The following is a 26716-nucleotide window of genomic DNA, read 5'->3' on the forward strand; positions in this document are numbered from 1 at the left end:
CGGACCGCAGGTGCGCCGAGATTCGCGTACGCGCGAACAGAACGGACAGGGAGAAACACATGGCCACCAAGGCTGAGAAGATCGTCGCCGGGCTCGGCGGCATCGAGAACATCGAAGAGGTCGAAGGCTGCATCACCCGCCTGCGCACCGAGGTCGTGGACCCGTCCAAGGTCGACGAGGCCGCCCTCAAGGCCGCCGGCGCCCACGGCGTCGTCAAGATGGGCACCGCGATCCAGGTCGTCATCGGCACCGACGCCGACCCGATCGCCGCCGACATCGAAGACATGATGTAAGCAGCCGCATCGTCCGAAGGGCCCGCCCCGGCAGGGGGACGGGCCCTTCGGCACACCCGCCCCCACCCGCGACCACCACAACCGGCCACCGCGCCCACCGGCGGAACGGGCCCTTCACCACGCCCGGTTCCGACGCGGCTAGGCTCCTCGCATGTCTCGTATCGACGGCCGTACCCCCGAACAGCTCCGCCCCGTCACCATCGAACGCGGATGGAGCAAGCACGCCGAGGGCTCCGTCCTCATCTCCTTCGGCGACACCAAGGTCTTCTGCACCGCCTCCGTCACCGAAGGCGTCCCGCGCTGGCGCAAGGGCAGCGGCGAAGGCTGGGTCACCGGCGAGTACTCCATGCTCCCGCGCGCCACCAACACCCGCGGCGACCGCGAGTCCGTCCGCGGCAAGATCGGCGGCCGCACCCACGAGATCTCCCGCCTCATCGGCCGCTCCCTGCGCGCCGTCATCGACTACAAGGCCCTCGGCGAGAACACCATCGTCCTCGACTGCGACGTCCTCCAGGCCGACGGCGGCACCCGCACCGCCGCCATCACCGGCGCCTACGTCGCCCTCGCCGACGCGGTCTCCTGGGCCCAGGGCAAGAAGCTCGTCAAGGCCGGCCGCAAGCCCCTCATCGGCACCGTCGGAGCCGTCTCCGTCGGCATCGTCGACGGCGTCCCCCTCCTCGACCTCTGCTACGAGGAGGACGTCCGCGCCGACACCGACATGAACGTCGTCTGCACCGGCGACGGCCGCTTCGTCGAGGTCCAGGGCACCGCCGAGGCCGAGCCCTTCGACCGCAAGGAGCTCAACGCCCTCCTCGACCTCGCGTCCGGCGGCTGCGCCGAACTCGCCGAGATCCAGCGCAAGGCCCTCGAAGGAACCCTCTGACCCCGTCGTGCGTCCTGACGGGCGGGCACCCGGATACGATCCGTGCGCCCGCCCGTCCACACGTACGAAACCGGGGGAGGACCCGCCTTGAAGCGCCGTCTCGCACTCGCCGTGGCCACGGCCGCCGCGCTCACCACCGTCCTGAGCGGCTGCGGAGCCCTCGACAAGGCCATGGACTGCGTCAAGACCGCCGACGCGATAGCCACCTCGGTGAGCAACCTCCAGCAGGCCGTCTCCAACGCCTCCAACGACGCCACCCAGATCGAGGAGTCCCTCGACTCCATCTCCACCGAACTGGGCAACCTCAAGAACACGACGGACAACGCCGACCTCTCCAAGGCCGTCGACGACCTCACCAAGGGCGTCGACTCCGTCCGCACCGCCGTCGAGAACGGCGACACCACCCCGGACATCACCCCCGTCACCGACGCGGCCACCGAGATCGGGAAGGTCTGCACCCCGGGATAATCGACGGCATGACCCGTCTGATCCTCGCCACCCGCAACGCGGGCAAGATCACCGAACTCCACGCGATCCTCGCCGACGCAGGTCTCGACCTGGAACTCGTCGGCGCGGACGCGTACCCGGAGATTCCCGACGTCAAGGAGACCGGCGTCACCTTCGCCGAGAACGCCTTGCTCAAGGCCCACGCCCTCGCCCGGGCCACCGGCCTGCCGGCCGTCGCCGACGACTCCGGCCTCTGCGTCGACGTCCTCAACGGCGCACCCGGCATCTTCTCGGCCCGCTGGTCCGGCAGGCACGGCGACGACCGCGCCAACCTGGACCTCCTGCTGGCCCAGCTCTCCGACATCGCCGACGAGCACCGGGGCGCCCACTTCGCCTGCGCGGCGGCCCTGGCCCTCCCCGACGGCACGGAACGCGTCGTCGAGGGCACGATGCCGGGCACCCTCCGCCACACCCCGGTCGGCACGAACGGCTTCGGCTACGACCCGATCCTCCAGCCCCAGGGCCACGAGATCACCTGCGCCGAACTGACCCCCGCCGAGAAGAACGCGATCAGCCACCGGGGCCAGGCCTTCCGCGCCCTGGTCCCGGTCGTGAAGGAACTGCTGGGCTGACCCCCAACGGAAGGGCCTGCTGCCTTAGATTCCCAGGCAGCAGGCCCCTTCTACTGGTACGCCCGGTCGGACTCGAACCGACAACACATGGCACCTAAAGCCATTCTCTCTTCCATTGGAGTACGGGCGCGGGCCATCCAGCTCACTGTACCGCTAGCCTCCACGACACCAGGTGTCGGTGCTTGCATGGCAGTTGGGACAGAGCAGCCGCACATTCTCGCGCCGGTCGTCCCTCCAGTCCCCGGTGATGTGATCGACCTCCAGCGTCATCGGCCTGCCGCGCCACTCGGGGCCGACCCCGCACTCCGCGCACTCCTCCGCCAGCACCTCCCGCGTCCAGCGGACCCCCTCCCGCTCGAAGTGCGATGCGTCCACCCCCAGCCTCCGCATCCGGTCCCGCACGTACCTCCGCGTCGGGCTCCTCGGATCCGCCCCCAACCGCTCCAGCGCCTCCGTCAGCGTGCGTGCGTGTACGGCAAGCGGAACGGCCCGCACCGGGACATCAGGTGCGGGCCGTTCGTGAGGTGGGGCGGCGGGGTCAGAACCTCGGTTCCGGGGCCTGGGACATGACCAGTTCCGCTGCTTCCTCCGGGGTCTCGACCGACGGCGGGGAGCCCTCCAGCGGCTGGCGGGCCGTCTCCTTCATGCAGGCGACCGCGATCACTCCGACGAGCGCCGCCGCCATCGCGTAGTACGCCGGCATCAGGTTGCTGCCGGTCGCGCCGATCAGGGCCGTGATCACCAGCGGGGTCGTCCCGCCGAACAGCGACGCCGACAGGTTGTAGCCCACCGACAGGGAGCCGTAGCGGACGTCCGTCGGGAAGAGCGCCGGGAGCGCCGCCGACATCGTGCCGAGCAGGCAGACCAGAGACAGGCCGAGCATCAGCATGCCCGCCGTGATCGCGGGCACGCCGTCCTGGCCGATCAGCAGGAACGCCGGCAGCGACAGGAAGAAGAAGCCCAGCATGCCCGCCATGAGCAGCGGCTTCCGTCCGAAGCGGTCGCTCAGGCGGCCGACCCGGGTGATGACCAGCATCAGCAGGACCATGACGAGCAGCAGGATCAGCAGGCCGTGGGTCTCGCTGTAGCCGAGCTCGTCGGTGAGGTAGGTCGGCATGTACGACAGCAGCATGTAGTCGGTGATGTTGTACGCGCCGACCAGGGCGATGCACAGGATCAGCGTCGGCCACTGCTGCCGGAAGATCTTCGCGAGGTCGCCCTTGGTGGAGGTCTCCACCGGGTCGGCCGCCTCGGAGGCGCGGGCCGACTCGCTCTCCAGCTTCTGGAAGGCGGGCGTCTCGTCGAGCCGCATCCGCAGGTAGAGGCCGACGAGGCCCAGCGGACCGGCGACCAGGAACGGCACGCGCCAGCCCCAGGCCTCCATGGTGTCGGAGCCGAGCCAGGCGGTGAGGGCGGTCACCAGGCCGGCCGCGCCGACGTAGCCGGCGAGGGTGCCGAACTCCAGGAAGCTGCCGAAGTAGCCCCTGCGGCGGTCGGGGGCGTACTCGGCGATGAACGTCGAGGCGCCGCCGTACTCGCCGCCGGTGGAGAAGCCCTGGAGCATGCGGAAGAAGACCAGGAGCGCGGGGGCCCAGAAGCCGATGGAGGCGTACGACGGGATCAGGCCGATCGCGAAGGTGCCGACGGCCATGAGGATCATGGTCAGGGCGAGGACCTTCTTGCGGCCCAGCCGGTCGCCCATCGGGCCGAACACCATGCCGCCGAGCGGGCGGATCAGGAAGGCCACGGCGAAGGTCGCGAACGACGACAGCAGCTGGACGGTGTCGTTGCCCGAGGGGAAGAAGACGTGGCCGAGGGTGACGGCGAGGTAGGCGTAGATGCCGAAGTCGAACCACTCCATGGCATTGCCCAGCGAGGCCGCCTTCACGGCCCGCTTGACGGCCGCCTCGTCGGTGACCGTGATGTCGGTGCGGCGCAGCTTGGGCCGCCGTCGGCGGACGGCGGCCTTGAACAGCTGCGGGTGGCGCCGTTGCGCCTCGGGATCGACGACTTGGCCGTCGCGGTCTGTGGCCGGCATGGCCGTACGTCCTCTCTCCGGGAAAGCTCCAGAGGACCTTCTGCGCGTTCATGCCATTCACAAACGGAAATCGCCGGGGATTGCGACGTGCGTCACGTGGCCCGTGCGGTGGGTCAGGCCTCGATCGACAGGTCCCGGAGGATCTTGGCGACGTGGCCGGTGGCCTTCACGTTGTAGAAGGCGTGCTCCACCTTGCCGTCCTCGTCGACGACGACGGTCGAGCGGATGACACCCGTCACGACCTTGCCGTACAGCTTCTTCTCGCCGAAGGCGCCGTAGGCCGCGAGGGTCTCCTTCGACGGGTCGCCGACGAGGGTGACCTTGAGGTTCTCCTTCTCGCGGAACTTCGCCAGCTTCTCCGGCTTGTCCGGGGAGACGCCGATGACGTCGTAGCCGGCGGCCGCCAGCACGTCGAGGTTGTCGGTGAAGTCGCAGGCCTGCTTCGTGCAGCCGGGGGTGAGGGCGGCCGGGTAGAAGTAGACGATGACCTTGCGGCCCTTGTGGTCGGCGAGCGCGACCTCGTTGCCGTCCGCGTCGGGCAGGGTGAAGGCGGGGGCGGTGTCGCCGGGCTGCAGTCGCTCGCTCATGGCTGATCTCCTCGGGATGGTTCGCGGACGCGTTCAGAGCCTAATGGGGGTCGGGGACAGCCCGACGGCGGCAGAGCTGACAGACTGTCCACAAGGACCGATCAACGACCGGATGACGACCACCCGGATCACGACTACGGAGGCAGCGCGGTGTCGGAGGCCAGGACCCCTGCGCAGATCGAGGCGGACATCGTCCGCCGGCGCGAGCAGCTCGCCGTCACTCTCGACGAGATCGGCATTCGGATGCACCCGAAGACGATCATCGGGGACGCGAAGGCCAAGGTCACCTCGACGGTCGATCAGACCGCCGGGCGTGCCTTCGTCGCCGTCAACCGGGTCGTCTCGGACGTGAAGGCGCGTTTCACCCATGAGGACGGCGCCCCGCGGCTGGACCGCGTCGTGCCGGCGGCCCTGGTCGCCGTCGCGGTCGTCGGGCTGCTCGCCGCCTCCTCCCGGAAGGGCCGGGGCTGATCCCTCCGGGGACGCCCCCTCCCCGCCCCGGCCGGGGTGCCGGGGCAGGTAGGTTCGGACCGTGAGCGAGAACACGCACGACAAGCTGCCCATCCGGATGCTCCACGACCGCGTCCTGGTGCGCACCGACTCCCCGGAGGGGGAGCGGCGCTCCGGCGGCGGCATCCTGATTCCGGCGACCGCCGCCGTGGGGCGTCGCCTGTCCTGGGCCGAGGTGGTCGCGGTCGGCCAGAACGTCCGTACCGTCGAGATCGGCGACCGGGTGCTGTACGACCCCGAGGACCGCGCCGAGGTCGAGGTGCGGGGTGTCGCGTACGTCCTGATGCGCGAGCGGGATCTCCACGCGGTGGCCGCGGACCGGTTCCAGGGGGCGACGGACTCCACGGGGCTGTATCTCTGATCTGCTGCGCGGCCGGGGGCCCCGGTGACCATGGTCACCGGGGCCCCCGGTCTTTCTTTGCTAGCCTGGAGACACCCGACGAGACGCGCCGTACCGGGATTCCGACAAGACGACGCACCCCTGTTGTTCCGTCTCGTGGAGGTGTCGTCGTCATGGCCTGGGTTCTTCTCGTCGTCGCGGGTCTGCTGGAAGTCGGCTGGTCGATCGGGATGAAGTACACCGACGGCTTCACGCGGCTCTGGCCCAGCGTGTTCACCGGTGTCGGGATCGTCGCCTCCATGATGCTGCTGTCGCAGGCGGCCAAGACGCTGCCGATCGGTACGGCGTACGGCGTGTGGGTGGGCATCGGCGCGGCCGGTGCGGCGGTGCTCGGCATGGTGGTGCTGGGTGAGCCGGCCACCGCCGCCCGGATCTTCTTCGTCTGTCTGCTGCTGGTCGCCGTGGTGGGTCTGAAGGCGACCTCCGGTCACTGACCGGGGGAGGCGCGGGGCGGTCGGGGGCTGCGGGAGGCGGCTCCCGGGCCGGCCTCGCCGATCTCGTAGGACTCCTCGCGGGCCTCGGGAGCGCCTGAGGTGTCGGGTACCGGGGAGGCGTCGGGGGTTCCGGAGATGTCCGAGACGGCCGCGGTGTCGGGGGAGCCGGAGGCGTTCGGGGAGTCCGGTGTGTCGGGGAGCGGCGGGATCGAGGGGAGTTCCTCGGCTCCCGGCATCACCTGGAGGTCGAAGTCCCGGGGTGGTGTTCCGGCGAGGGCGTCCCGGGTGAACTGGGCCCAGATCTCGGTGGGTTCCCCGCCGCCGTTGATGCGGGGCTGTCCGAGCGCGCCGTAGAGGGATTCCTGCCGCCCCGACTCGGGGTCCTGGCCCATCAGGGCGACGACCGTGGCGAGTTCCGGGGTGTAGCCGGCGAACCAGGCCGCCTTGTCGTCCTCGGCGGTGCCGGTCTTCCCGGCCGCGGGGCGGCCGGCGGCGAGTGCGGCGGTGCCGGTGCCGGTCCTGACGACGTTCTGCAGGACGGCGGTGGTGGTGTCGGCGGCCTCCCGGGTCACCGCCTGCCGGGCGGTGGGGGCGGGCACGGTGATCTCCTGGCCGTCCCTGCTGAGGCCCTCGACGAGGGTGTAGGTGCCGTGCCGGCCGTGGGCGGCCAGGGTCGCGTACGCCGTCGCCATGTCCAGGACGCTCGCGGTGGCGGGGCCGAGGGCGATGGAGGGGGTGGCGGTGAGGTCGGGGGTGGAGCCGGGGAGGCCGAGGGCGACGGCGGTGCGGCGGACGTGTCCGGGGCCGACGTCGACGGCCATCTGGGCGTAGACGGCGTTGACGGACAGGTCGGTCGCGGCGCCGACGGGGATCTCGCCGAAGGTCTCGTCGTCCTCGTTGGCGGGGTCGTACGGGATGCCGTGCCAGCCTTCCACGGGGCGGCGGTTGCGTCCGTCGTACACGGTGTGGGGGGTGATCGGTTCGCCCTGCTGGGTCTGGGCGCCGCTCTGGACGGCGGCGGTGAAGACGAAGGGCTTGAAGGTGGAGCCGACCTGGTAGTCGCGGCGGGTGGCGTTGTTGACGTACTGCCGGGTGTAGTCGACGCCGCCGTACATGGCGAGGACCTTGCCGTCGGCCGGGTCGACGGCGGCGGCGCCGACCCGGACGTACCGGTCGGTGGGGGTGGCCGCCGGGTCGAGCCGGGACATGACCTGGTCCTCGACGGCCTGGACGAGGGCGTCCTGCTTGGCGGGTTCGAGGGTGGTGGTGATGCGGAAGCCGCCGCCCGCGAGGGTCTTCTCGTCGACGATGCCGTGTTCGGTCAGGTACTCCTCCACGGCCTGGACGAGATAGCCGCGCTGGCCGGAGAGGCCGGTGGCGGGGCGGGCGGTCTGGGGGACGGGGAAGCGGGCGGCGGCGCGGTCGGCGCGGGGGAGCCAGCCTTCGGTGACCATGCCGTCGAGGACGTAGTTCCAGCGGGCGACGGCCTTGGCGCGGTTCTCGGGGTGGGTGGTGACGTCGTAGGCGCTGGGCGCCTTGAGGACGGAGGCGAGGTAGGCGCCCTCGGCGGTGTCGAGCTGTTCGACGTCCTTGCCGTAGTAGGCGCGGGCGGCGGCCTGGACGCCGTACGCGTTGCGTCCGAAGTAACTGGTGTTCAGGTAGCCCTGGAGGATCTCCTCCTTGCTCTTCTCGCGGCCGAGCTTGATCGCGATGAAGAACTCCTTCGCCTTGCGGGTGAGCGTCTGCTCCTGTCCCAGGTAGTAGTTCTTGACGTACTGCTGGGTGATGGTGGAGCCGGACTGGCGGCCCTTGCCGCTGACGGTGTTCCAGGCGGCCCGGACCATCGCCTTGGGGTCGACGGCGCGCGAGGTGTGGAAGTCGCGGTCCTCGGCGGCGAGGACGGCCTGGCGGACCGTCAGGGGGACGCGGTCGAGCCGGACGTTCTCGCGGTTGACCTCGCCGTCGCGGGCGAGGGTGCTGCCGTCCCGGTAGAGGTACAGGTTGGACTGGGCGACGGCGGCGGAGTTCGCGGGCGGGATGTCCACGAGGAGGTAGCCGGCGGCGAAGGCGCCCGCGAGCAGCAGGGTGCCGAGGAGCAGGAGTCCGAAGAGGGTGCGGAGGACGCGGGGACGTCGCCTGGCCCTGCGCGGCGGGGGAGGGGGGAGGGTGGGGTCCCTCGGTTCCCAGCCCGTGGGGCGGGCCGGCCGGGGGGCGTCGGAGTCGCTCGTACCGGAGGAAGGGGGCATGGCACCTCATATTGCCCCTAAGCGGACGAAACTCCTGAACGCGACCCGAAGGTGGCGGGAAATCCGGTCGCGGTGCGGTGCTCACCCCCGCTAGGGTCGTGCGCTTCGGCGCTTTTTCCGTGCGTTTCCATGCCTTTCGGGCCTTCCGGTCCTTTCGGGTTTTTTCGGTGCTTGACGGACAGGGGAGGAGAAGCCGCATGCTGCGGCTGTACGCGGCGGTGGCCGCGGGAGGGTTCCGGCGCCATGCCACCTACCGGGTGGCGACGGCGGCGGGCGTGTTCACCAACACCGTCTTCGGTCTCATCCTGTCGTACACCTACATCGCCCTCTGGGACGAGCGACCGCAGCTCGGCGGCTACTCGACGGACGACGCCCTCGCGTACGTCTGGATCGGCCAGGCGCTGATCACGGTCTGCGGACTGATGGGCGGCGGCTTCGAGGACGAGCTGATCGAGCGGATCAGGACCGGGGACATCGCCGTCGACCTGTACCGCCCCGCCGACCTCCAGGCCTGGTGGTTCTCGGCCGACCTGGGCAGGTCCGCCTACCAGCTGCTCGCCCGCGGGATCGCCCCGATGGCGGTCGGCTGGCTGGCCTTCCGCTTCACCCTGCCGGCCGGCCCCGGCTCGTGGCTCGCCTTCCTGCTGGCGGCCGCGCTCGGCTCCACCGTCGGGTTCGCGATCTGGTACCTGGTGGCGATGAGCGCCTTCTGGCTGCTCGACGGCCAGGGCGTGGTGCAGGCCGCCTGGCTGGGCGGCCTGTTCTTCTCCGGGATGCTGCTCCCGCTGAACGTCTTCCCCGGCGCCCTCGGCGAGGTCGCCCGCGCGCTGCCCTGGGCCTCGCTGCTCCAGGTGCCGGCCGACGTCTACCTGGGGACGTACGAGGGCTGGGGCCTGCTCCGGGCGTACGCCTTCCAGGCCGGCTGGGCCCTGGTGCTGCTGGGCGCGGGCCGGGCGGCGCAGGCGGCGGCCACGCGGAAGGTGGTGGTGCAGGGTGGATGAGGCGACGCGCACCCGCGTGCCCTCCGGCAGCGCACCCGGCCCGGACGGCGCCCCGGCCCCCGCCCCGGACCGCACACCCGCCGACGGGCCCCGGGGCGGGCGCGGCCCGCGCCGCGCCCCCGGCCCGTGGGGCGAGTCCTGGCGGACGTACCGCATGGTCGCCGGCATGTGGATCCGCTCCACGATGACCTACCGCGTGTCCTTCGCGCTCACGCTGGTGAACAGCTTCTGCGCGACCTTCTTCGACTTCGTCGTGATCCTCCTGATGTTCGGTCAGGTGGAGGGACTCGGCGGCTTCTCGTTCGCCGAGGTGGCCTTCCTCTACGGGACGACGGGCACGGCGTTCGGGATCGCGGACCTGACGATGGGCTCGCTCCAGCGGATGGGCGCACGCGTCCGGGACGGCTCGCTCGACACGTTCCTGATGCGGCCCGCGCCCCTGCTGGCGCAGGTGGCGGGGGACAAGTTCGCGCTGCGCAGGTTCGGCCGGGTGGCGCAGGGGCTGATGGTCCTGGTGTGGAGCCTGTGCCTGCTGGACGTGGACTGGTCGCCGCTGAGACTCCTGCTGCTGCCGGTGACGGTGGTGTCCGGAGCGGTGATCTTCGGGGCGGTGATGGTGCTGGGGGCCTCGGCGCTGTTCTGGATGCAGGACGCGGCGGAGGTGACGAACGCCTTCACGTACGGCGGCAACACCCTCCTCCAGTACCCGCCGACGATCTTCGCGCAGGACCTGGTGCGGGGAGTCGTCTACGTCGTCCCGCTCGCCTTCGTGAACTGGCTGCCGGCCCTGTACGTGCTGGGCCGGCCGGCCCCGGCCGGGGTGCCGGAGTGGACGGCGTTCGCGTCGCCGCTGGTGGCGGCGGTGTGCTGCGGCATCGCGGGGCTGGCGTGGCGGGCCGGGGTCCGTGCGTACCGATCGACAGGAAGCTGAGGGCAGGCCGTCATGGAACCGTTCATCGAACTGGAGTCACTGGAGAAGGTCTTCACGGTCCGCCGGAGGGCGGGCCTCCTCCGGCGGGAGAAGAAGGAGGTCCGGGCGGTCGACGGCATCAGCTTCACCGTCGGACGCGGGGAGATGGTCGGCTACATCGGCCCCAACGGGGCCGGGAAGTCCACGACGATCAAGATGCTGACCGGCATCCTCACCCCCAGCGGCGGCCGGCTGCGGGTCGCGGGCATCGACCCCTCGCGCGAGCGCACCCGGCTGGCGCAGCGGATCGGGGTGGTCTTCGGACAGCGGACCACGCTCTGGTGGGACCTGCCGCTGAGGGACTCGTACCGCCTGATGCACCGGATGTACCGCATCCCCGACGCCCGCTTCCGGGAGAACCTGGACCGCTGCGTGGAACTCCTGGAACTGGGCGAGCTGCTCGATGTGCCGGTACGGCAGCTCTCCCTGGGCCAGCGGATGCGCGGCGACATCGCGGCGGCACTCCTCCACGACCCCGAGGTGCTGTACCTGGACGAGCCGACGATCGGCCTGGACGTGGTGTCGAAGACGAGGGTCCGGGAGTTCCTGAGCCGCCTCAACACCACGCAGGGCACCACGGTCCTGCTCACCACCCACGACCTCACGGACATCGAGCAGCTGTGCTCGCGGGTGATGGTGATCGACCACGGGCGCCTGATGTACGACGGAGGGCTGGCCGGCCTGCACGCCGTCGGGGAGAGCGAACGGCTCCTGGTGGTGGACCTGGAGCGCGAGCTGCCCCCGATCGAGGACGTGCCGGGCGCCCGCTTCGTCCGGGCGGAGGGGCCCCGCCAGTGGCTCGCCCTCCCGGCGACCTCCTCGGCGGCTCCCCTGGTGGCGGCGGTGGCCGCGCGATACCCGCTGGTCGACCTCTCGGTGCGGGAGCCGGACATCGAGACGGTGATCGCGAAGATGTACGGGGGAACTCGGGACGAGCGCCGGGAGTCCCTGATGTAGGAGGTCGGGCCCATGGTGAGTTTTTCGTACACGGCGGCGGACGAGGAGAAGAGCAGAGGCGTCCGCCGGATGAAGACGCTGGCGACGTCACTGCTGCTCTGCGTGGCCGTGGTCTACGCCCTGGCGACCTGGGCGGAGAACGCGGGATGGGGCGCCTGGACGGGCTACGTCGCGGCGGCGGCGGAGGCCGGCATGGTCGGCGCGCTGGCGGACTGGTTCGCGGTGACGGCGCTGTTCCGGCGGCCGCTCGGCCTGCCGATCCCGCACACGGCGATCATCCCGACGAAGAAGGACCAGCTCGGAGCGTCGCTGGGGCAGTTCGTGGGCGAGAACTTCCTGTCGGCCGACGTCGTACGGGGCAGGCTGGCGGCCCTGGGCATCGGCCGGCGCCTCGGCACGTGGCTGGCGGACCCGGCGCACGCGGACCGGGTCACGGCGGAGGCGGCCACAGCGCTGCGGGGCGCCCTGACGGTCCTGCGGGACGCGGACGTCCAGGCCGTGGTCGGGGAGGCGATCACCCGGCGCGCCGAGTCGGCGGAGATCGCCCCGGGCCTGGGCAAGACGCTGGAGCGGATCGTCGCCGACGGCGCCCACCACCGGGCGGTCGACCTGATCTGCACCCGGTGCCACGACTGGCTCGTCACCCACGGCGACTCGGTGATGGACGCCGTCCAGGGCGGCGCGCCGGGCTGGACGCCCCGGTTCGTCGACCGGCGCATCGGCGAGCGGGTCTACAAGGAGCTCCTCCGCTTCGTGACGGAGATGCGGGACATGCCGGGGCACCCGGCACGCGGCGCGATCGACCGCTTCCTCACCGACTTCGCCGCAGACCTCCAGGCGGACACGGACACCCGGGCCCGCGTCGAACGCCTCAAGTCCGACCTCCTGGCCCGCCCGGAGGTCCAGGACGTCATCGCCTCGGCCTGGTCCTCGGTCCGCAACCTGATCATCGCGGCGGCCGAGGACGACCACAGCCAGCTCCGCCTGCGCGCCCGCGCGTCCCTGATCTCCCTGGGCAACCGCCTGGCGACGGACACCCGCCTCCAGCAGAAGGTGGAGGGCTGGGCGGAGGACGCGGCGGCGTACGTGGTGACGACCTACCGGGGCGAGATCACGTCCCTGATCACGGACACGGTGGCCGGCTGGGACGCCACGCAGACCTCGAAGAAGATCGAGGCGAACATCGGCCGCGACCTCCAGTTCATCCGCATCAACGGCACGGTGGTGGGCGCACTGGCGGGCCTGCTGATCTACACGGTGAGCCACGGGGTGGGGGGCTGAGGGCGTCCCCGGGGGCGGGGGTCCGGCGCCTCCGGGCCGGGGTCGCTACTTCCCCCGGGTGACGACCCAGGAGGCGGCGGCCATGCCCGCGGCGACGGAGAACACGGCGGGCCAGGCGCCGATCTTCTTGGCGAGCGGGTGGGACCCGGCGAAGGCGGCGACGTAGGCGGTACCCAGCCCGGCGGCGACCTTGGCCCCACCGACCTGCTGCCACTCCCGAGCGGCCACGGCCCCGGCCCCGGCGAGCACGACCCCGCCGAGGGGCCGCTTCCTGGTCCACCGGGCGACGGCGTACCCGCCGACGAGCCCGGCGGCGGCGACGGCGGGGGAGGGGATGCGGGGCATGGCGGGGCCTTTCGGTCGGTCGGGAATCTCCGGGGTCGAGCCTACGAGGGGGCACGGAGGTGCTCCCCGCCGGGCACCGGCATCGGCTCGTCCGGGGCGGGCGGGGCGCATGCGGGGCACAGGCTCTCGTCGCCGAGCGGCCGGAACAGCATGGGCTGGACGTGGTCACCGGCGCACTCGCGGGCGCCTTCGAGGCGGAGGGAGAGCCGGGGAGTGACGGGGGTCGGCGCGGGCGGGACGGGCAGGGCGCGGGGTGGTACCTCACGGAGCAGGTAGCGGACGAGGCCGCCGGGCCGGTGGACGGGCGTTCCGGCGCCGGGCAGCCCCCGCAGGACGTGCGCGTGGATGTCGGCGTGGGTGTGGCCGGCGGCAAGCCAGCGGGCGGCGAGACGGGCGAGTTCGTCACGCATGCCGGGCGGGATGTGGCGGAGGGCGGGAGAGAGGAGGGGAAGGACGCCGATGAGGGCGCGGGCGTCGTCGAGGGAGCGCTCGTCCTCGTCGGCGGCGGCCGGACGGTGGGAGGTGTCTTCCGACGGGTCTTTCTCTGGATGACCGCCGGTCGGCGGGGTGGTCGGCGGACCGACGGCCGGTTTCCGGGGACTCGGTGCGACCTGCGGTGATACGTCGTCGGCGCAGGTGGGGAGGGGTGATCCGGCAAGGATCTTGGCGGCCTGAGCGGACGTCAGCGGGGTACTGGAGACGAGCTGCTGGGTGATCCAGCGGCCGCCGGTGCCCTGGACCCGCCGCTCGTGGACGAACCCTTCGTCCTTGAGCTGACGTTTGGCGCGGGTGAACGCGCAGCCGCCGATGCGGGCCCGTCGAGCGGTCGCGGAGAGCGACTCGCGTGCGCCGTGGGGGAGGGAGAGCTGCCAGGTGAGGAGCCGGACGGCATCGGAGTCGAGCCGGGGATGCCGGATGAGGTCGTGCGAGAACTGGCTGAAGGCGCGGGAGGGCGCGTTAAAGTGCCTGTAGATCACGGTGAAAATGCTTCTTTCACTTGTGGTTCAGGCCCTCGTCGGCGGCTGCAACCATCGACGGGGGCTGTTTGGCGTGACCGTAGCGTACGGAGCGTGACGGGAGCGACGCGGTGGGCGAAGAACGCTCGTGTGAGTGACCGCGGAGAGGGAGGGGTGTGTCGTGGCGATGAAGACGATCGGGCTGATCGGCGGGATGAGCTGGGAGTCGACGGCGGAGTACTACCGGCTGGTGAACGAGTTCACGCGGGACCGCCTCGGCGGGCTTCACTCGGCGCGTTGCGTGCTCTACTCGGTGGACTTCGCGGAGATCGAACGCCTACAGGTCGAGAACCGCTGGACGGAGGCGGGCGAGATCCTGGGCGAGGCGGCCCGGGCTCTGGAGGCGGCCGGCGCGGACATGGTGCTGCTGTGCACCAACACCATGCACAAGGTCGCGGACCAGGTGGAGGCGGCGGTGTCGATCCCGCTGCTGCACCTGGCGGACGCCACGGCGGATGCGGTGAGGGCGTCGGGACTGCGACGGGTCGGCCTGCTGGGCACGGCGTTCACGATGGAACAGGACTTCTACCGGGGCCGCTTGGAGGCGGGCGGACTGGAGGTACGGGTTCCGGAGGCCGACGGGCGGGCGACGGTTCACCGAGTGATCTACGAGGAACTCTGCCGGGGCGTCGTACGGGAGGAGTCGCGGGCCGCGTACCGGAAGGTGATCGAGGACCTGGTCGCGGGCGGGGCGGAAGGCATCATCCTGGGCTGCACGGAGATCGAGCTCCTGATCACACCGGCGGACAGCCCGGTCCCGATCTTCCCCACGGCAAGACTCCACGCGGCAGCGGCGGTACGAGCGGCGCTCCCCGACGCACGGGGCTGACGGGCGCGGCTCAGAGCGACGGCCCGGGTTCCCCTCGGGTGCGGCCGCCCTCCTTCCGCGTGGCGGCCGCCACCACGTGCTCACGGCTGCTGCAGATGACCGAGCAACGCATGCAGGTCTGCGGAGTCCATCCCCCACGGCGTGAGGTCCTCCTCCGGGTCCGCCAGCTCCCGTACGACCGGGTCGTCGAGGATCTGGCCCATGAACTCGAGCTTGCGGCCGAGTCGCTCGTGCACGACCGCGTCGATCGTTCCCTCGGCGACGAGCACCGTTACGCGGGTGTCCGTACCCGGGGCGAGTCCCAGCCGGTGGATGCGGTCGAGGCTCTGGAGGTAGCGGCCGGCCGCGAAATCGCGGTCGAGGTAGACGGCGTCGTGGCAGACGTGATGGAGGCTGATCCCCTCGCCCAGCGTGGCCGGGTTGGAGAGCAGCACCATACAGTCCGGGTCTTCGCGGAACCTGCGGATCTGCTCGTCCCGGTCCGGGGTGGCGCCATGGACCACGGCTGGGCGGAGCGAATCGAGAGAAGCCGCGAGCGTGGTCAGGTTCCTGACGAACGTGGACCAGACGAGTGTCTTGCGGCCCGCGCGGGCGTTCTCCGTCACGGTCCGCAGCACGGCCTCGTACTTCGGGGAAAGCTCGTAACGCGGGAGTTCCCTCATGAGATCCAGCAGGGGGAGACCGGGGTCCGCAGGGCGCCGGGCCGCGAAGAGCGGCAGGGGCTGGTAACGGTCCGAGCCGGACTCCAGCAGGGCGGGGTTCGTGCTCGCCATCATCAGGTAGACCAGCACTTTGCCCAACCGGGTGAACTCCTCCTGCTCGCGGTCCTGAAGGTCGGTGAGCTGGTTCTTTAGCGCGGCATAGAGGCGGCGGTGGGCCTCAGGGAGCTGGACGTACTTCACCCGTATGTCCACGGGGGGGAGCTGGAGTTCGTTCTTCGTCGTCCTGGTGAAGAGCGGTCGCAGCACCCGGCTCGCGTGGGCGAGGTCCCCGCCCGCCACCGCCTGGTCCACTGCTCGCCGCCCGTGCCCCGGCCAGACGAACGAGAGGAGGCTCTCCAGGTCCTTGGCGCCGTTCGGCGCAGGGGTCCCGGTGAGGATGAGGCGGCGCGCGGCCAGAGGCCCCAGCGCCATGCAGCTGGCGCCGTACGTGCCACGGACGCCCAGCTTCATCCGGTGGGCCTCGTCCAGGACCATGAGCGCCGGGCCGGCCGAGAGCCACTCGGCGAGCTGGGTCTGCTGTCGGCTCAGCCGCTCGTAGTTGACGAGCAGGATCTCCGCACCGATGTCCTCCGACCGCTGGAAGACGCGGAGAACGGGGGGCACGGAGAAGCACGTGGCGGCTTCGTCGGTCCACGCCTCATAGGCGGACTTCGGGCTCACCACCAGAAGCCGCCGGACCGTGCCGCCCTGCCGGAGGGCCGCGTACACCGCGAGGGCAGCGCGGGTCTTGCCCGCCCCGGGGACGCTGAAGTTGGCGCCGTGCGTGAGGGACAGCAGCTTCGCGATGTCGCGTTGCTGGAAGCTGGTCAGCGGAGCCGTCCAGGCCGGGCCGAGGAGCGCGGGGACGTCAGAGGGCGATACCTCTCCCCGTACCTGCTCGCCTTGCTCTCCCGCCTTCAGCCGGGCTTGCACTGCCTGCGAGTCCCGTACAGACCCTTCGGCGAGCGCCTTCAGACCGGGACTGAAGACCACACCCTGCGGGTCGTACCAGTGGGTCAGCAGAGGCAACTGGGCGAGGAACTCCTCCAGGTCCACCTCCGCCGCCTGAGGACCGCGCTGGCTCCCGCTGCCGTACCGGGCGATGAACCGCACGAGCTGTGTCTGGCCGTCCGCGAGACACCGGAACACCACCTTCGTACGCGTCTCGTCAAAGCTGATTCTGAGCGAGGGCTCTTCCGTGCCGGCCATGCTCAGTCCTCGCTCGCCTTGAGCAGCCAGCTGACGCCCTCGCCGCGCGTACTGACACCACGGCTGGCCTGTCGGGCCAGCTTCGCGAGACTGCTCCGGACCCTGAGAAGCGCGCTGTCGAAACTCGCCTCGTCGAGGCTTTGGCTGCCGAGCGCCTGCACCAGATCGCTCACGCTCTGGTCGATCGACGCGCGCGCGTCGTCGAGACGCTCCGCGGTGGTCTGCCTGACCTTCCTGAGACGGTCGTCCCGCTCCGCCGCGTCCAGCGCGCGGCGCATCCCCTTGCGGGCTTCGGCGATCTCGCGCTGGGCGGCCTCGCGTACGGCGTCCGGAAGGTTGCGGGAGGACCAGGTGGCGCGGGCCTGGAGGATCTGGTCGGTCACGGCCCGGGCCCGGACGACCGGGTCCGAGGGCGGAGCGACGGCGACGGACAGACCGGGGATGGAGATTCCGGCCGGTTCTGCCGCGCTCTTCCCGGGGGAACCGGCGCCCTCGAACAGCGTGGGGAGGCTTTCCTCCAGGTAGTCCCCCTGGAAGTCCTCTCCGATGACGCGGGTCTTGGTCTTGGCGAAGTCCAGGATGATGGCCGCGATGCGGTTCTCCTTGACCCGCTCGGCCTGTTCCTGACTCGAAGCCCGCACCTTCTCGTACGTACGGTGCAGCTCCTTCAGGTTCTCCTGATGGCCCTCGAAGTCTGAGAGGCCGAGCTGGGCGCCTTCTGGCGTGGCGCTGCGCTCGATCATGTCCCGAATCACTCCGAGGATCCAGCGCTCCTGCCGGAAGGTCTTGAGCTGGATGTGGAAGTCGCGGGCGATGTCGGCCGCCTCGCGACCCATCTCCTCCTGCTCCTCCATGGCGATCAGGCGGTTGATGTAGGAGTAGTCACGACGCTTGTCGGGGCGCAGCTGAAGGGTCAGCTCGACCGCGTTGATGTCGTCCCAGGTGAAGGAACGGGGGAGGACGCCGACCCGGATCGAGGTGCGCCCCAGTCGCCGCAGGGCCGCGGCACGTGTGTTGCCGTTCACGAGGATGCCCTCGTGCGTCATGAGCCCGGGTTCCTGCTGATCGACGGAGCGCAGGCTGTCCAGCAGTGCTTCGAAGTCAGGGTCCGTCTCGTCCGGGCTGGCGGGCTTTCCCCTCAGCAGCCGGTCGAGGTATTCCTGGCTCTCCACGCTCCACGGGTCCGACTTCAGCCCGCGGGCGAGGTCGGGGTCGTGGTCGCGCTGAGCCCTGATGCGGTGAGTCGCCGGGTTGTAGTAGACGTCGCGCAGCGGCATGTCGATGACACCGACATGAAGCGGACGGCCGTTCCACTCCACGGTCACGGTCTCGCTGATTCCGTCGCCTTCGGTGGACTCATGGAGTCGCCGTGCGACGAGCTCGGTGTTCTCCGGGCCCTTCGGCGGAAGAGCGAATGCCAGCATTCCCACGTTTCTCCTCAACTCCGGACCTCGGCCCGTTCTTTCTTCCAGCGCTCCGCTACGAGGGACTACGGCCGTCTGACCGCCGTGCGGACCGTTTCACGGGACTCCGCCGGCAGACTGCGGTACTCGCCCCACAGCCGCTCCATGGCGCTGAAGTCCCGGTGGTCGGCGGCCACCCATTGCGCGAAGAGCTCGCGCTCCACACTGCTCATCTTCCCCAGTCGGCCGAGGACGTCCGTCACGTCGGTCTGCCGGCCCCGGCCGCCGATCCTGCACCGCCGGCACTCGATGACCAGCTCGACGGTCTTGCCGCCCGGCTTCAGTACCTCGCGGCGGGCGATGTCCAGCTGGGCGGTCTCGACTCCGCCGTCGTACGCCTCGCCGGCTGCGATTCCGCACACCCGGCAGAGGTGGTCGTCACGGTCGAGGATCTCACGGCGCTGCGGAGCGCTGATCCCGGCGGCGGCCGGCTTGATCCGTGCCTGTCCGGGCTTCCAGACCTCGGCGCCCTGCTCGACGAACCGGTGCTCGTTCGGGGAGAGGGTGGGGTCCTCGCGGTTTGTCGCAATGACCCAGCCATGTACCCGGAGATCACGCATGCGACGGTCGATCTGCGAGGTCTCGGGGAAGGCCTCGCGCAGCTGGGTCTTGGTGAAGACCGAACCCACGCCGACCTCGGTGACGAGCCATAGGGCGCAGCGGACCATGGTCCCCTGCGTGCTGGTCCGCCACGAGGGAATGCCGGTGTCCACCACGATGATCTCCTTAAAGGCCGACCAGGGGCCGGCGTCCGCGTGCGGACGCCGGCGCCCGGATCCGTTTGCCTTCCATTGGAAGGGGGCGTCGGCCTGTAGATCAAGCTGTCCCTGGTGTTTGCGGCCCAACGCAAACATGTGGGGCGGTGGGTCGGCGTAAACGCAAACACCGGGAGACCGAGCCGCGTCAGCGCAAACACCCGGGTCGGCGGAATGAATGGTTCCTGGTTGTGTCTGCGCATGATCGCGTCAGACTGAATGCCCGACAAATACGTTCGCCTCTGGAGGTTCGATGGCTGCTCTGGGCCAGGTACGGGAAACGTTCTGGGAAGAGTGCACGCCTGGGCGCATCGAGTTCGCCACGCAGTTCCGCGCGCTGGTCAACGCGATGAGGTCCCCCAAGCAGGGCGTCCGCGCGCAGCAGCTGGGCATCGCACCCAGCACCCTGTCCAATTACTGGATCGGCCGCCGCATCCCGTGGCGGTCGGACCTTCGCGTCCTCTTCGCGGCGGCACGGGCGAACTCGGCCGGTGACGTGCCGGTGACCCTGGACGCCCTGGAGGAACTGCGCGTCCATGCGTGGCTGAACCGGCTCGACCGCGACGTCCACGCCGCGTCCGTCATCGGGGGGCTGCCTGCTCAGGCACCCGGTACGGACGCCCCGACATCCGGCACCCTTTCGGCAACGGGACCGGCGCAGGACCGGCGGAACACCGGGAACACCGCGCTGCTGGAGGCCGGGGAGAACCCGCAGAGCTCGGTGATGCCGGGGGACTCGCCGCACAACCCGGAGAGCCGGGAGGAACCGGAGACCCTGGAGACGATCCCGGAGATCGCCGGAAGCTGCGCGGTGACTGAAACCCTGGGGATCCTGCGGGCGACGCGGGCATCGGGGAACCTCCGGCACCTCGTCGGCACGGCCTGGTCGGCCAGCAGGGCCTTCAGTGAGGACGAGTTCTGCGCTGCCGTCGCCGCGCTCCACGCCACCGGCGACGCGGACCTGGCCGAGGCGCTGCTCCTCGCCGACGGGCAGCGCGGCGCGGACGCCACGATGCGGCTCGCCCTCGCTCTGATGGGCGCCGGTCTCGGAAGCTCCGCCGAGCTCATCATGCGGGCCAGCCTTCCCGCGGAGGCCAGCCTGGGGCGCTAGCCGACAGCCTTCGGGGCATTTCCGAAGAACACCAGTACGGGGTGGGACGAAGTCGCCGCTCCGGTCTCTGTGGCGCCCGGATCCGGACCGCCTCCTCGCTCACGCTGCACAGGAGTCCCTTCATGCTGCACATCTCGCTGGCCCTGATCGTCGGGATCGGCTTCGCCGTCTTCGTCTCGGTCGTCATTGCCGCCGCTGCCTTTGCCCTCGCCAGGGGTGACGGACAGACGATGCCCGCCTCGGTTCGCTGGGGAGCCGGAGCCTTCGCCGGCGCGCTCACTCTCGGCATCCTGATCCTCACTCTGTTCAGGGGGACGGCGGGTTAGACGCTGCGGGCGCTGCTGAGGAGTACGCTCCCGATCCGTTCGGGACACGGTCGGACGCTCCTGCTGGATGCCGCACACTTATGTGGGCGCTGCCTGTGCGGGGGCCCATTGTCAGTGGGGTCTGTCACCCTCTGTGATGGCTGGCGGCATAAGGTGCCAGCCTGGGTTCGCGTACGAAGGAGGGTGCATGGCCAGCACTGCATCGGAGTTCACCTCGATCGAGATCTGTGCTGGAGCCGGCGGACAGGCCATCGGCCTGCACCGCGCGGGTTTCCGGCACCTCGCGCTCGTGGAGATCGACAAGAACGCCAGGGAGACGCTGCGGCGGAACATCGAGACGCGGCCGGACTGGGCGTGGGAGCTGCGGCACTGTGACCTCAGCCACTCGGACGTGCAGGAATTCGAGCCCCTCGAAACCATCCGCCGGGATGGGGCACCGCTCCAGCCAGAGGAACTGGACCTCCTGGCCGGCGGCGTGCCGTGCCCTCCGTTCTCGCACGCCGGCAAGCAGCTGGGCAGGGACGACGAGAGGGATCTCTTCCCGCGCATGCTCGATCTCGTGGAAAAACTCCGTCCCCGGGCGGTCATGATTGAGAATGTGCGGGGCATTCTGGACCCCAAATTCGAGGACTACCGGGACTACATCAGGGCCAGGCTCGCGGGTGGCTCGTACCGCGAGGTGGACGGGACCGTCGTCACCCTGAAGGGGATGGAATACCGGGTCTGTCACTGGGGCCTTCTGGAGGCCAGTAACTTCGGGGTCCCGCAGCTCCGGCCGCGTGCGATCCTCGTCGCCATCCGGGAAGACGTCCTGAAGGACGTGAAGTACGAGTGGCCCACGCGGACTCACGAGGAGCCGTTCAGCGTCGCGGAGGCACTCAAGGAGTCGATGGAGGCGCGGTACGCCGCTTACTACGGCGGCGCCCGTGAGCAGCAGGCGCGGGATGCCCTGGAGAAGTGGCACCGGAAAGCGTCGGAGCGGCATGCAGAGCTCAAGGGCAAGGGAAGCGCCGGTATCGCCCCCACGCTCGTGGGCGGCTCCAAGAAGCACGGCGGGGCCGACCTCGGTCCGAGCCGGGCCAAGGCTGCCTGGAAGCTGCTGGGCGTGTCGGGCCTCGGGGTCGCCAACGACACCGAGACCGCCGAGAAGAAGAACTCGGCGAACCGCGACCTCTTCGGCGAGGACGGCCCGATGCTGACGGTCGAGCAGGCCGCGATCATCCAGGGCTTTCCGCGCGACTGGATCTTCGACGGAGGCAAAACGGCTCAGTACCGGCAGGTCGGCAATGCCTTCCCGCCGCCGGTCGCCGAGGCCGTGGGCCGCTCGATCATGGAAGTCCTGAAGGCCGCCCGGGAGAGGGACGCTCAGCAGTCCTGATCAAGGAGTGTTCGTGCCTGTGTCCGTGCCTTCCTTCTCCGCACGGGCACGGGCACGGCGCTTCTCCACTTCGGCGGCGATCTGGAGGGCGCACTCAGTGGGTGCCTCGTGCTCCCAGAAGCGGAGGACGGTCCATCCCGCCTCCAGCAGCCGCGCGTCCGTGTCCCGGTCGCGGGCCATGTTCCCGGCGACCTTGTCCGACCAGTAGCCGGGGTTCGTCTTGGGCGGCACATAATGCTCGGGACATCCGTGCCAGTAGCACCCGTCGATGAACACCGCGACCCTCACCGGCCGGAAGACGATGTCCGCCGTCCGCCGCAGGTCAGCCACCGGCCTGACGGCCACGCGGTAGCGCAGTCCCTGAGCGTGCAGCAGCCTCCGGACCAGTTGCTCCGGTTTCGTGTCGCGACTTCGGATGGCCTGCATGTTGCGCCGGCGGGCGGCGGATGAGGCCCACGAGCCCGGCGGGAGTTCCGGCTCCGCAGCCGGTGGCCGGGTGCCCTTCTGTCGCGGCTTGTCCATAGTGCTTCCGGCCCCTACAGCGGCGCGGGGACGGTCGGCTGTTCCCCGGGGAGAGGGACAGCGTAGAAGAGCCCATTGATTTCGGCCCTCGCCCGGCTGCTTTCGGAGCCGACCTGGGTGAGGGCCGTGGAGAGCCACGATCCCTTTCCTGGAACGTCGAGGCCGAGTGCCTGGGCGATCTGAGGGTGCGGATTCAGGTGCCCGAGTATGGCGATGCCCTCGGAGCGCAGCCTGTTTCGGGCGTCGCGGACCCGTTTGGGGCTGTCGTCCTGCCGGGCGACGGTGAGAACGGTGTTCCGGTTGATGACTCGTCCCTGCACCCGCCGGAACAGCTCGTCGGTACGCAGCTGGCCGCTTCTTCCCCCGCCAGCTTCGAAGATCGCTTCCCGGTCGGCTTGGCTCGCGTGGAGGAGGATGTTCTCCGGGAGCTTTGCCCGATTGGCGATCCAGAGGACGGCATTCCGCCCCGAGGCCGAAAGCGTTCGCTTGCCGTCCCGGTTCCTGCCGGGATTCAACACGTCGTCGTTGATGCGCAGGATTCCCGCACTGAATTCACCTTTCCGGTCGTTGGCGGAGACGAGAAGACAGATGTGCCGGTCTGCCTCCGACGGAATCGTCCAGTTCTGGCCGACGGTGAACTTGGAGTCGACCTCATGGCCGGCGATCACGTAGTCCATGCTTCGGCCGCGCCCCAGCCCGAAGGCGCTCCGCAGGATGATCTCCACCTTGGTGCCGAGGTAGGTCTTCTCGGTCTTCTCCAGCGTGTCGATGTCGAAGCGGCCGGTGCGCTGGCCGTCCAGCACTTCGTCGAAAGCCTGCCGGATCGAGTCTCCTATGACCTGGGTAGCCTGCCGCCGCTCCAGCCAAGCGGCCACCTCAGAGACAGCGGCGTCGGGTTCCGGGGAGCAGCTGAACCGGCTCCCCACGTTATGGGCGGCCGCGATGTCGAAAGGAAGGAAGGATTCCTGCACTGCTGTCAGCTCCCCGAATGTGTCCGCGCCCGATGTGCGACTCGGATCCTTCCGCCTGTTTGGCGCTCCCCATACCCCCGGCTCCGAGCCGCATCAGCATTCTGCCGGACAGACCTGCGGTCATTCCGCCCCGTGGCACTCCCCATAAGCCCGTTCCGACCCGCACCAGCAGGCGTCCGTCCAGGCCGGGGGCCAGGCCGTCGCCCTGCCGCGGGCCGCCAGGGTCGTCGCGTACTGGGGGAGCAGGTCCGCGTTCGACGGGTGGGTGGATTCCGAGGCCGCGAAGGCTTCGTAGGAGGGGACCGTCGCGCGGACGATGCCCAGGTTCGGGGTGCCCGCCTGGGCGAGTTCGCGGAGGGAGGCCTCGATGTCCGTCAGGTGCGCGCGGTACGTCGGGTACTCCGCCTCCAGTTCCGGATACGCGGCCAGGAGCTCGTCCAGTTCCGGTTCCGGCCAGTGCAGGACCGCCACCGGGAACGGGCGGGAGAGGGCCGTGCGGTAGGTGCCCAGTTCCGAGCGGAGGCGGGCGATCTCCGCCTGGAGTTCCGCCGGGTCCGAGGAGCCGAGCGACCAGAGGCGCTTCGGGTCGTGGAGTTCGTCCAGGGGGACCTCCGCCGTGTGGAGGCGGTCCGCCTGGTCGTCCCAGTCGTCGTGGTCCAGCGCCAGCATGCGGCGGACGCGGTGGCGGGTGGTGAGGAGGGACTGCGTGGCGTGCGGGAGCTCCGCGGACGTGACGAGGAGTTCCGCCGCCTCCGTCAGCGTCTGCTCCGCCGCCTCCAGCTCGTCGTGGGCCTCCAGCGTCTCCGCCGCGATCTCCCACGGCGGCGCGTCCGCGGGCCGTGCGCTCCGGATGCCGTCGATGATCGCGCGGGCCTCGGCCTCGTGGCCGTACTCCCACAGGTTCGCCGCCTTGAACGCCCTGATCAGGAGCGGGTTCGCGGTGGCGGAGGACAGCAGGGTGTCGTAGAGGGTCGTGGCCGCCTGGCGGTCGCCCGCCAGTTCCAGGTGTGCCGCGGCCCGGAGGAAGAGGGGCTCCCGGTCTCCGGGGTACTGCGCTGCCGTGCGCAGCAGGCGCTCGGCTTCGGTGGCGTGGTCGGCAGGCGTGTCGGGGCGCATGCGCTCCACCGTACTGCTGTACGGGCCTGGAGAGTTGGCGGCCCAGCGCTTATCGTGCCCCGCGTGCGGGTCGCCAGGGGGCAGCGGATACCGGTCGTCGTGCAGTCGCGGGGGCGTCGCCGCGCGGGTGCCCGGCTGCTCTGGGTGTGCGCGGAGACCGTCGTCACCTGTGGCGTCGTGGTCCTGCTCCTCGTGGTGCACCAGCTCTGGTGGACCAACCGGCAGGCCCGGGCCGAGGCCCTGCAGCAGGTCCGCGTCCTGGAGCGGGAGTGGGACATCTCTCCCCCCGCCGACCCCGCCCGCGCCACCGGTGCCGGCGGCCCCTCCCGTACGCCCGACAGCTCCGGCACCCCCGACGTCCCCGACGCCTCCGGCGCTCCCCCCGTCGTCTCCGCCGCCCCGAGCGCCGGTGCCGCCTCCGGCGGGCGCGGTCCGGCGCCCTCCGCCGCCTTCGCCGTCCTGCGCATCCCGCGTCTCGGCCTCACCGTCCCCGTCGCCCAGGGCGTCTCGAAGCGGTCCGTCCTCGACAAGGGGTACGTCGGGCACTACCCCGGCACCGCCGCTCCGGGCGGTACGGGGAACTTCGCCCTCGCCGGGCACCGCAACACCCACGGCGAGCCCTTCCGGTACATCGACCGGCTGGTGCCCGGGGACGAGGTCTCCGTGCGCACGCGTGCGCGTACGTACGTCTACCGCGTCGACCAGGTCCTGCGGCAGACCGCTCCGCGGGACGTGGGGGTCGTGCGGGCCGTGCCCCGGTCGATCGTCAAGCCCTCGTACGGGTACGACGAGCCCGGCGCCTATCTCACCCTCACCACCTGCACTCCCGAGTTCAGCAGCGCCTACCGGTTGGTCGTCTGGGCGAAGCTCGTGACCTAGCGGGAGGTGGCGCGCTGCCGTCGCCCGAGGGCCAGTGTGAGCCCCGCGCCCGCGACGGCGAGGGCCGCCGCGACCAGGACCGCCGTGTCCGGGCCCGCCGTGGCCAGCGCCAGCATCAGCGCCACGCCGGCCGAGGAGCCGATGTAGCGCGCGGTGTTGTTGGCGCCGGAGCCCATCGCCGCGCGCTCCGGCGGTACGGAGTCGACCGCGAGGCGGGGAAGCGCGGCGTTGAGCAGGCCGCTGCCCGCGCCCGCCACCAGGAGGCCGGGGAGGAGCCGGGGCCAGGAGCCGGCCGGTCCCTCCAGGCCGCCGAGCAGGGCCAGCACCCCCGCGGCCGACAGGGCGAAGCCCAGGGCCAGCTGGTACGGGGCGGGGACGCGGCCCGCGAGCCGCCGGGTCTGCAGGGCCACCGCGAAGGCGGTGCCCGACCAGAGGACGAACAGCCATGCCGCGCCCAGGGGGGACATCCCCGCTCCGCCCTGGAGCAGCGCGGGCACCACGCTGAACAGTCCGATCACCGCCAGGCCCGTGAACAGCGCTCCCAGCGTCGACGCGAGGAACGCCGGCCGCCGCAGCAGCGCCAGGTCCACCATGGGGGTCCGGCTCCGGTGCTCGACCAGCACGAATAGGCCGGTCAGGGCGAGCGCGGCGAGCAGGAGGAGGCCCACCCGGGGGTGGAGCCAGCCGTCCCGGCCGAGGGTGAGGGCGGTGAGCAGGGCCGCGAGGGCCAGGCCGAGGGCCGTGGCGCCCGCGAGGTCGGGGCGGGTGCGGGCGCCGGCCGGGGGAGCCTCGTCCGCCGGCAGCAGCCGTGCCCCGGCTCCCGCGGTCAGCAGCGCCGCCGCGCCGAGGACGGCGTAGGCCAGCCGCCAGTCCACCAGGCTCAGGGCGCCCGCGAGGAGCGGGCCGAGCGCGATGCCGGCGCTGACGGACGCGCCCCAGATCCCCGTGGCCCGGATCCGGTCGCGGCCCGCCGGATACGCGGCGGCCAGCAGGCCCAGGCTGCCGGCGAGGACCGCGGCGCTCGCCGCGCCCTGGGCGATCCGGGCCGCGGTGAAGGCGGCCGTGGAGCCGGCGAACGCGCCGAGGGCGGTGGTGAGGCCGAGGGCGAGGGTGCCGAGGAGGAAGACGCGGCGGCGGCCGTGCGCGTCGGCGAGGCTGCCGGCGACGAGGAGGAGGACGGCGAGGCCCAGCGGGGTGCCGTTGAGCAGCCATGCCCGGGCGGAGGCCGGGGTGCCGAACGCCGCGGCCGTGTCGGGGAGGGTGAGCATCGGGGCCGTGTAGTTCATCAGCGCGACGGCGGTGGCCGCCGCGGTGACGGCGAGCGCGGCCCGGGGGCGGGGGGTGGAGCGGGGCGGGGCGGCGGCGGGCGCGGTGGACGCGAGCGGGGTCATGGCGGGAGCCTTTCCACCCGTAGGT

General features: G+C 71.0%; 29 protein-coding genes, 1 tRNA gene and 1 riboswitch. Of the genes, 16 read left to right on the forward strand and 14 right to left on the reverse strand.

Annotated elements, in window-relative coordinates:
- The first annotated feature begins 20 nt into the window (after positions 1–20).
- From ACY0MR_RS23025 to rdgB, 4 genes are all read left to right on the forward strand, one after another.
- Positions 21–293 (forward strand): PTS sugar transporter subunit IIB, encoded by a 273-nt coding sequence (locus tag ACY0MR_RS23025; protein ID WP_361855042.1) that lies wholly within the window; start codon positions 21–23, stop codon positions 291–293.
- A 151-nt stretch (positions 294–444) separates the two neighbouring features.
- Entirely contained in the window at positions 445–1176 is a 732-nt protein-coding gene (rph, locus tag ACY0MR_RS23030) for a ribonuclease PH (RefSeq protein WP_361855011.1), read from the forward strand.
- Positions 1177–1263: 87 nt separating this feature from the next.
- A complete protein-coding gene (locus ACY0MR_RS23035; RefSeq protein ID WP_361855014.1) occupies positions 1264–1644 on the forward strand; it encodes a hypothetical protein in 381 nt (126 codons plus the stop codon).
- A gap of 8 nt (positions 1645–1652) precedes the next feature.
- Positions 1653–2255: an RdgB/HAM1 family non-canonical purine NTP pyrophosphatase gene (gene rdgB / locus ACY0MR_RS23040; protein WP_388798330.1), complete on the forward strand. Its 603-nt coding sequence runs from the start codon at positions 1653–1655 to the stop codon at positions 2253–2255.
- A gap of 54 nt (positions 2256–2309) precedes the next feature.
- Here the strand turns inward: rdgB and ACY0MR_RS23045 are convergent.
- From ACY0MR_RS23045 to bcp, 4 genes are all read right to left on the reverse strand, one after another.
- Positions 2310–2385: transfer RNA gene (locus tag ACY0MR_RS23045), tRNA-Leu, on the reverse strand.
- Positions 2386–2408: 23 nt separating this feature from the next.
- On the reverse strand, positions 2409–2630 hold the full coding sequence (locus tag ACY0MR_RS23050; RefSeq protein ID WP_392863656.1) for an HNH endonuclease: 222 nt from the start codon (positions 2628–2630) through the stop codon (positions 2409–2411).
- 163 nt (positions 2631–2793) lie between these two features.
- Positions 2794–4293, reverse strand: a complete 1500-nt coding sequence (proP, locus tag ACY0MR_RS23055; protein WP_361855026.1) for a glycine betaine/L-proline transporter ProP — start codon at positions 4291–4293, stop codon at positions 2794–2796.
- Positions 4294–4406: 113 nt separating this feature from the next.
- Positions 4407–4880: a thioredoxin-dependent thiol peroxidase gene (gene bcp, locus ACY0MR_RS23060; protein ID WP_361855029.1), complete on the reverse strand. Its 474-nt coding sequence runs from the start codon at positions 4878–4880 to the stop codon at positions 4407–4409.
- Between the two features lie 150 nt (positions 4881–5030).
- Here bcp and ACY0MR_RS23065 point away from each other — a divergent pair, with 150 nt between their 5' ends.
- The 3 genes from ACY0MR_RS23065 to ACY0MR_RS23075 all read left to right on the forward strand — a co-directional run bounded on the left by ACY0MR_RS23065 (position 5031) and on the right by ACY0MR_RS23075 (position 6224).
- Positions 5031–5351, forward strand: coding sequence for a DUF3618 domain-containing protein (locus ACY0MR_RS23065; RefSeq protein WP_361855032.1), 321 nt, complete (start codon positions 5031–5033; stop codon positions 5349–5351).
- A 61-nt stretch (positions 5352–5412) separates the two neighbouring features.
- Positions 5413–5751: a GroES family chaperonin gene (locus ACY0MR_RS23070; RefSeq protein WP_017237090.1), complete on the forward strand. Its 339-nt coding sequence runs from the start codon at positions 5413–5415 to the stop codon at positions 5749–5751.
- A gap of 49 nt (positions 5752–5800) precedes the next feature.
- Positions 5801–5870: riboswitch (guanidine-III (ykkC-III) riboswitch) on the forward strand.
- Positions 5871–5903: 33 nt separating this feature from the next.
- Positions 5904–6224 (forward strand): DMT family transporter, encoded by a 321-nt coding sequence (locus ACY0MR_RS23075; protein WP_341623571.1) that lies wholly within the window; start codon positions 5904–5906, stop codon positions 6222–6224.
- Here the strand turns inward: ACY0MR_RS23075 and ACY0MR_RS23080 are convergent.
- A complete protein-coding gene (locus ACY0MR_RS23080; protein ID WP_473555061.1) occupies positions 6218–8470 on the reverse strand; it encodes a transglycosylase domain-containing protein in 2253 nt (750 codons plus the stop codon). The genes ACY0MR_RS23075 and ACY0MR_RS23080 overlap by 7 nt on opposite strands.
- Before the next feature lie 200 nt (positions 8471–8670).
- On the opposite strand from ACY0MR_RS23080, the gene ACY0MR_RS23085 reads away from it, so the two are divergent.
- From ACY0MR_RS23085 to ACY0MR_RS23100, 4 genes are read left to right on the forward strand one after another with little or no spacing between them, the layout of a single operon-like run.
- Positions 8671–9471 (forward strand): ABC transporter permease, encoded by an 801-nt coding sequence (locus ACY0MR_RS23085; protein ID WP_392863705.1) that lies wholly within the window; start codon positions 8671–8673, stop codon positions 9469–9471.
- Entirely contained in the window at positions 9464–10402 is a 939-nt protein-coding gene (locus tag ACY0MR_RS23090; protein WP_473555062.1) for an ABC transporter permease, read from the forward strand. The genes ACY0MR_RS23085 and ACY0MR_RS23090 overlap by 8 nt, the downstream gene beginning before the upstream one ends.
- 12 nt (positions 10403–10414) lie before the next feature.
- Positions 10415–11398, forward strand: coding sequence for an ABC transporter ATP-binding protein (locus ACY0MR_RS23095; RefSeq protein ID WP_388798345.1), 984 nt, complete (start codon positions 10415–10417; stop codon positions 11396–11398).
- Positions 11399–11410: 12 nt separating this feature from the next.
- Positions 11411–12679 carry a DUF445 domain-containing protein gene (locus ACY0MR_RS23100; protein WP_473555066.1) on the forward strand — a complete coding sequence of 423 codons (1269 nt, stop codon included), beginning with the start codon at positions 11411–11413 and terminating at the stop codon, positions 12677–12679.
- Between the two features lie 45 nt (positions 12680–12724).
- On the opposite strand, the gene ACY0MR_RS23105 is transcribed toward ACY0MR_RS23100, so the two are convergent.
- Both ACY0MR_RS23105 and ACY0MR_RS23110 read right to left on the reverse strand, forming a co-directional pair.
- Positions 12725–13024 carry a hypothetical protein gene (locus ACY0MR_RS23105; RefSeq protein ID WP_388798351.1) on the reverse strand — a complete coding sequence of 100 codons (300 nt, stop codon included), beginning with the start codon at positions 13022–13024 and terminating at the stop codon, positions 12725–12727.
- 41 nt (positions 13025–13065) lie between these two features.
- Positions 13066–14001, reverse strand: coding sequence for a hypothetical protein (locus ACY0MR_RS23110; protein WP_473555068.1), 936 nt, complete (start codon positions 13999–14001; stop codon positions 13066–13068).
- Positions 14002–14167: 166 nt separating this feature from the next.
- Here ACY0MR_RS23110 and ACY0MR_RS23115 point away from each other — a divergent pair, with 166 nt between their 5' ends.
- Entirely contained in the window at positions 14168–14869 is a 702-nt protein-coding gene (locus ACY0MR_RS23115; RefSeq protein ID WP_473561869.1) for an aspartate/glutamate racemase family protein, read from the forward strand.
- 80 nt (positions 14870–14949) lie between these two features.
- On the opposite strand, the gene ACY0MR_RS23120 is transcribed toward ACY0MR_RS23115, so the two are convergent.
- The 3 genes from ACY0MR_RS23120 to ACY0MR_RS23130 form a co-directional block, all read right to left on the reverse strand.
- On the reverse strand, positions 14950–16779 hold the full coding sequence (locus ACY0MR_RS23120; RefSeq protein ID WP_473555070.1) for a DEAD/DEAH box helicase: 1830 nt from the start codon (positions 16777–16779) through the stop codon (positions 14950–14952).
- 2 nt (positions 16780–16781) lie between these two features.
- Positions 16782–18203, reverse strand: a complete 1422-nt coding sequence (locus ACY0MR_RS23125; protein WP_473555073.1) for a transcriptional regulator — start codon at positions 18201–18203, stop codon at positions 16782–16784.
- 65 nt (positions 18204–18268) lie between these two features.
- Entirely contained in the window at positions 18269–18958 is a 690-nt protein-coding gene (locus ACY0MR_RS23130; RefSeq protein ID WP_473555075.1) for a hypothetical protein, read from the reverse strand.
- A 292-nt stretch (positions 18959–19250) separates the two neighbouring features.
- Between ACY0MR_RS23130 and ACY0MR_RS23135 the strand changes: the two genes are divergently transcribed.
- From ACY0MR_RS23135 to ACY0MR_RS23145, 3 genes are all read left to right on the forward strand, one after another.
- A complete protein-coding gene (locus ACY0MR_RS23135; RefSeq protein ID WP_473555078.1) occupies positions 19251–20108 on the forward strand; it encodes a hypothetical protein in 858 nt (285 codons plus the stop codon).
- A 122-nt stretch (positions 20109–20230) separates the two neighbouring features.
- Complete coding sequence (locus ACY0MR_RS23140; RefSeq protein WP_473555080.1) at positions 20231–20434, forward strand: hypothetical protein; 204 nt, start codon at positions 20231–20233, stop codon at positions 20432–20434.
- A gap of 187 nt (positions 20435–20621) precedes the next feature.
- Complete coding sequence (locus tag ACY0MR_RS23145; RefSeq protein WP_473555083.1) at positions 20622–21812, forward strand: DNA cytosine methyltransferase; 1191 nt, start codon at positions 20622–20624, stop codon at positions 21810–21812.
- Here the strand turns inward: ACY0MR_RS23145 and ACY0MR_RS23150 are convergent, their stop codons facing one another.
- From ACY0MR_RS23150 to ACY0MR_RS23160, 3 genes are all read right to left on the reverse strand, one after another.
- A complete protein-coding gene (locus ACY0MR_RS23150) occupies positions 21813–22334 on the reverse strand; it encodes a very short patch repair endonuclease (RefSeq protein WP_473555086.1) in 522 nt (173 codons plus the stop codon).
- Positions 22335–22348: 14 nt separating this feature from the next.
- Complete coding sequence (locus ACY0MR_RS23155) at positions 22349–23305, reverse strand: NaeI family type II restriction endonuclease (RefSeq protein ID WP_473555088.1); 957 nt, start codon at positions 23303–23305, stop codon at positions 22349–22351.
- Positions 23306–23425: 120 nt separating this feature from the next.
- Positions 23426–24421, reverse strand: a complete 996-nt coding sequence (locus tag ACY0MR_RS23160) for an SEC-C domain-containing protein (protein WP_473555091.1) — start codon at positions 24419–24421, stop codon at positions 23426–23428.
- A gap of 63 nt (positions 24422–24484) precedes the next feature.
- Between ACY0MR_RS23160 and ACY0MR_RS23165 the strand changes: the two genes are divergently transcribed.
- The gene (locus tag ACY0MR_RS23165) at positions 24485–25300 is read left to right on the forward strand and encodes a class E sortase (protein WP_473555093.1); all 816 of its coding nucleotides are present in this window, start codon (positions 24485–24487) and stop codon (positions 25298–25300) included.
- Here ACY0MR_RS23165 and ACY0MR_RS23170 read toward each other — a convergent pair.
- Positions 25297–26691 carry an MFS transporter gene (locus ACY0MR_RS23170; RefSeq protein WP_473555095.1) on the reverse strand — a complete coding sequence of 465 codons (1395 nt, stop codon included), beginning with the start codon at positions 26689–26691 and terminating at the stop codon, positions 25297–25299. The two genes, ACY0MR_RS23165 and ACY0MR_RS23170, sit on opposite strands and share 4 nt — an antisense overlap.
- Positions 26692–26716: the final 25 nt, after the last annotated feature.

The organism is Streptomyces sp. JN8 (assembly GCF_055808075.1).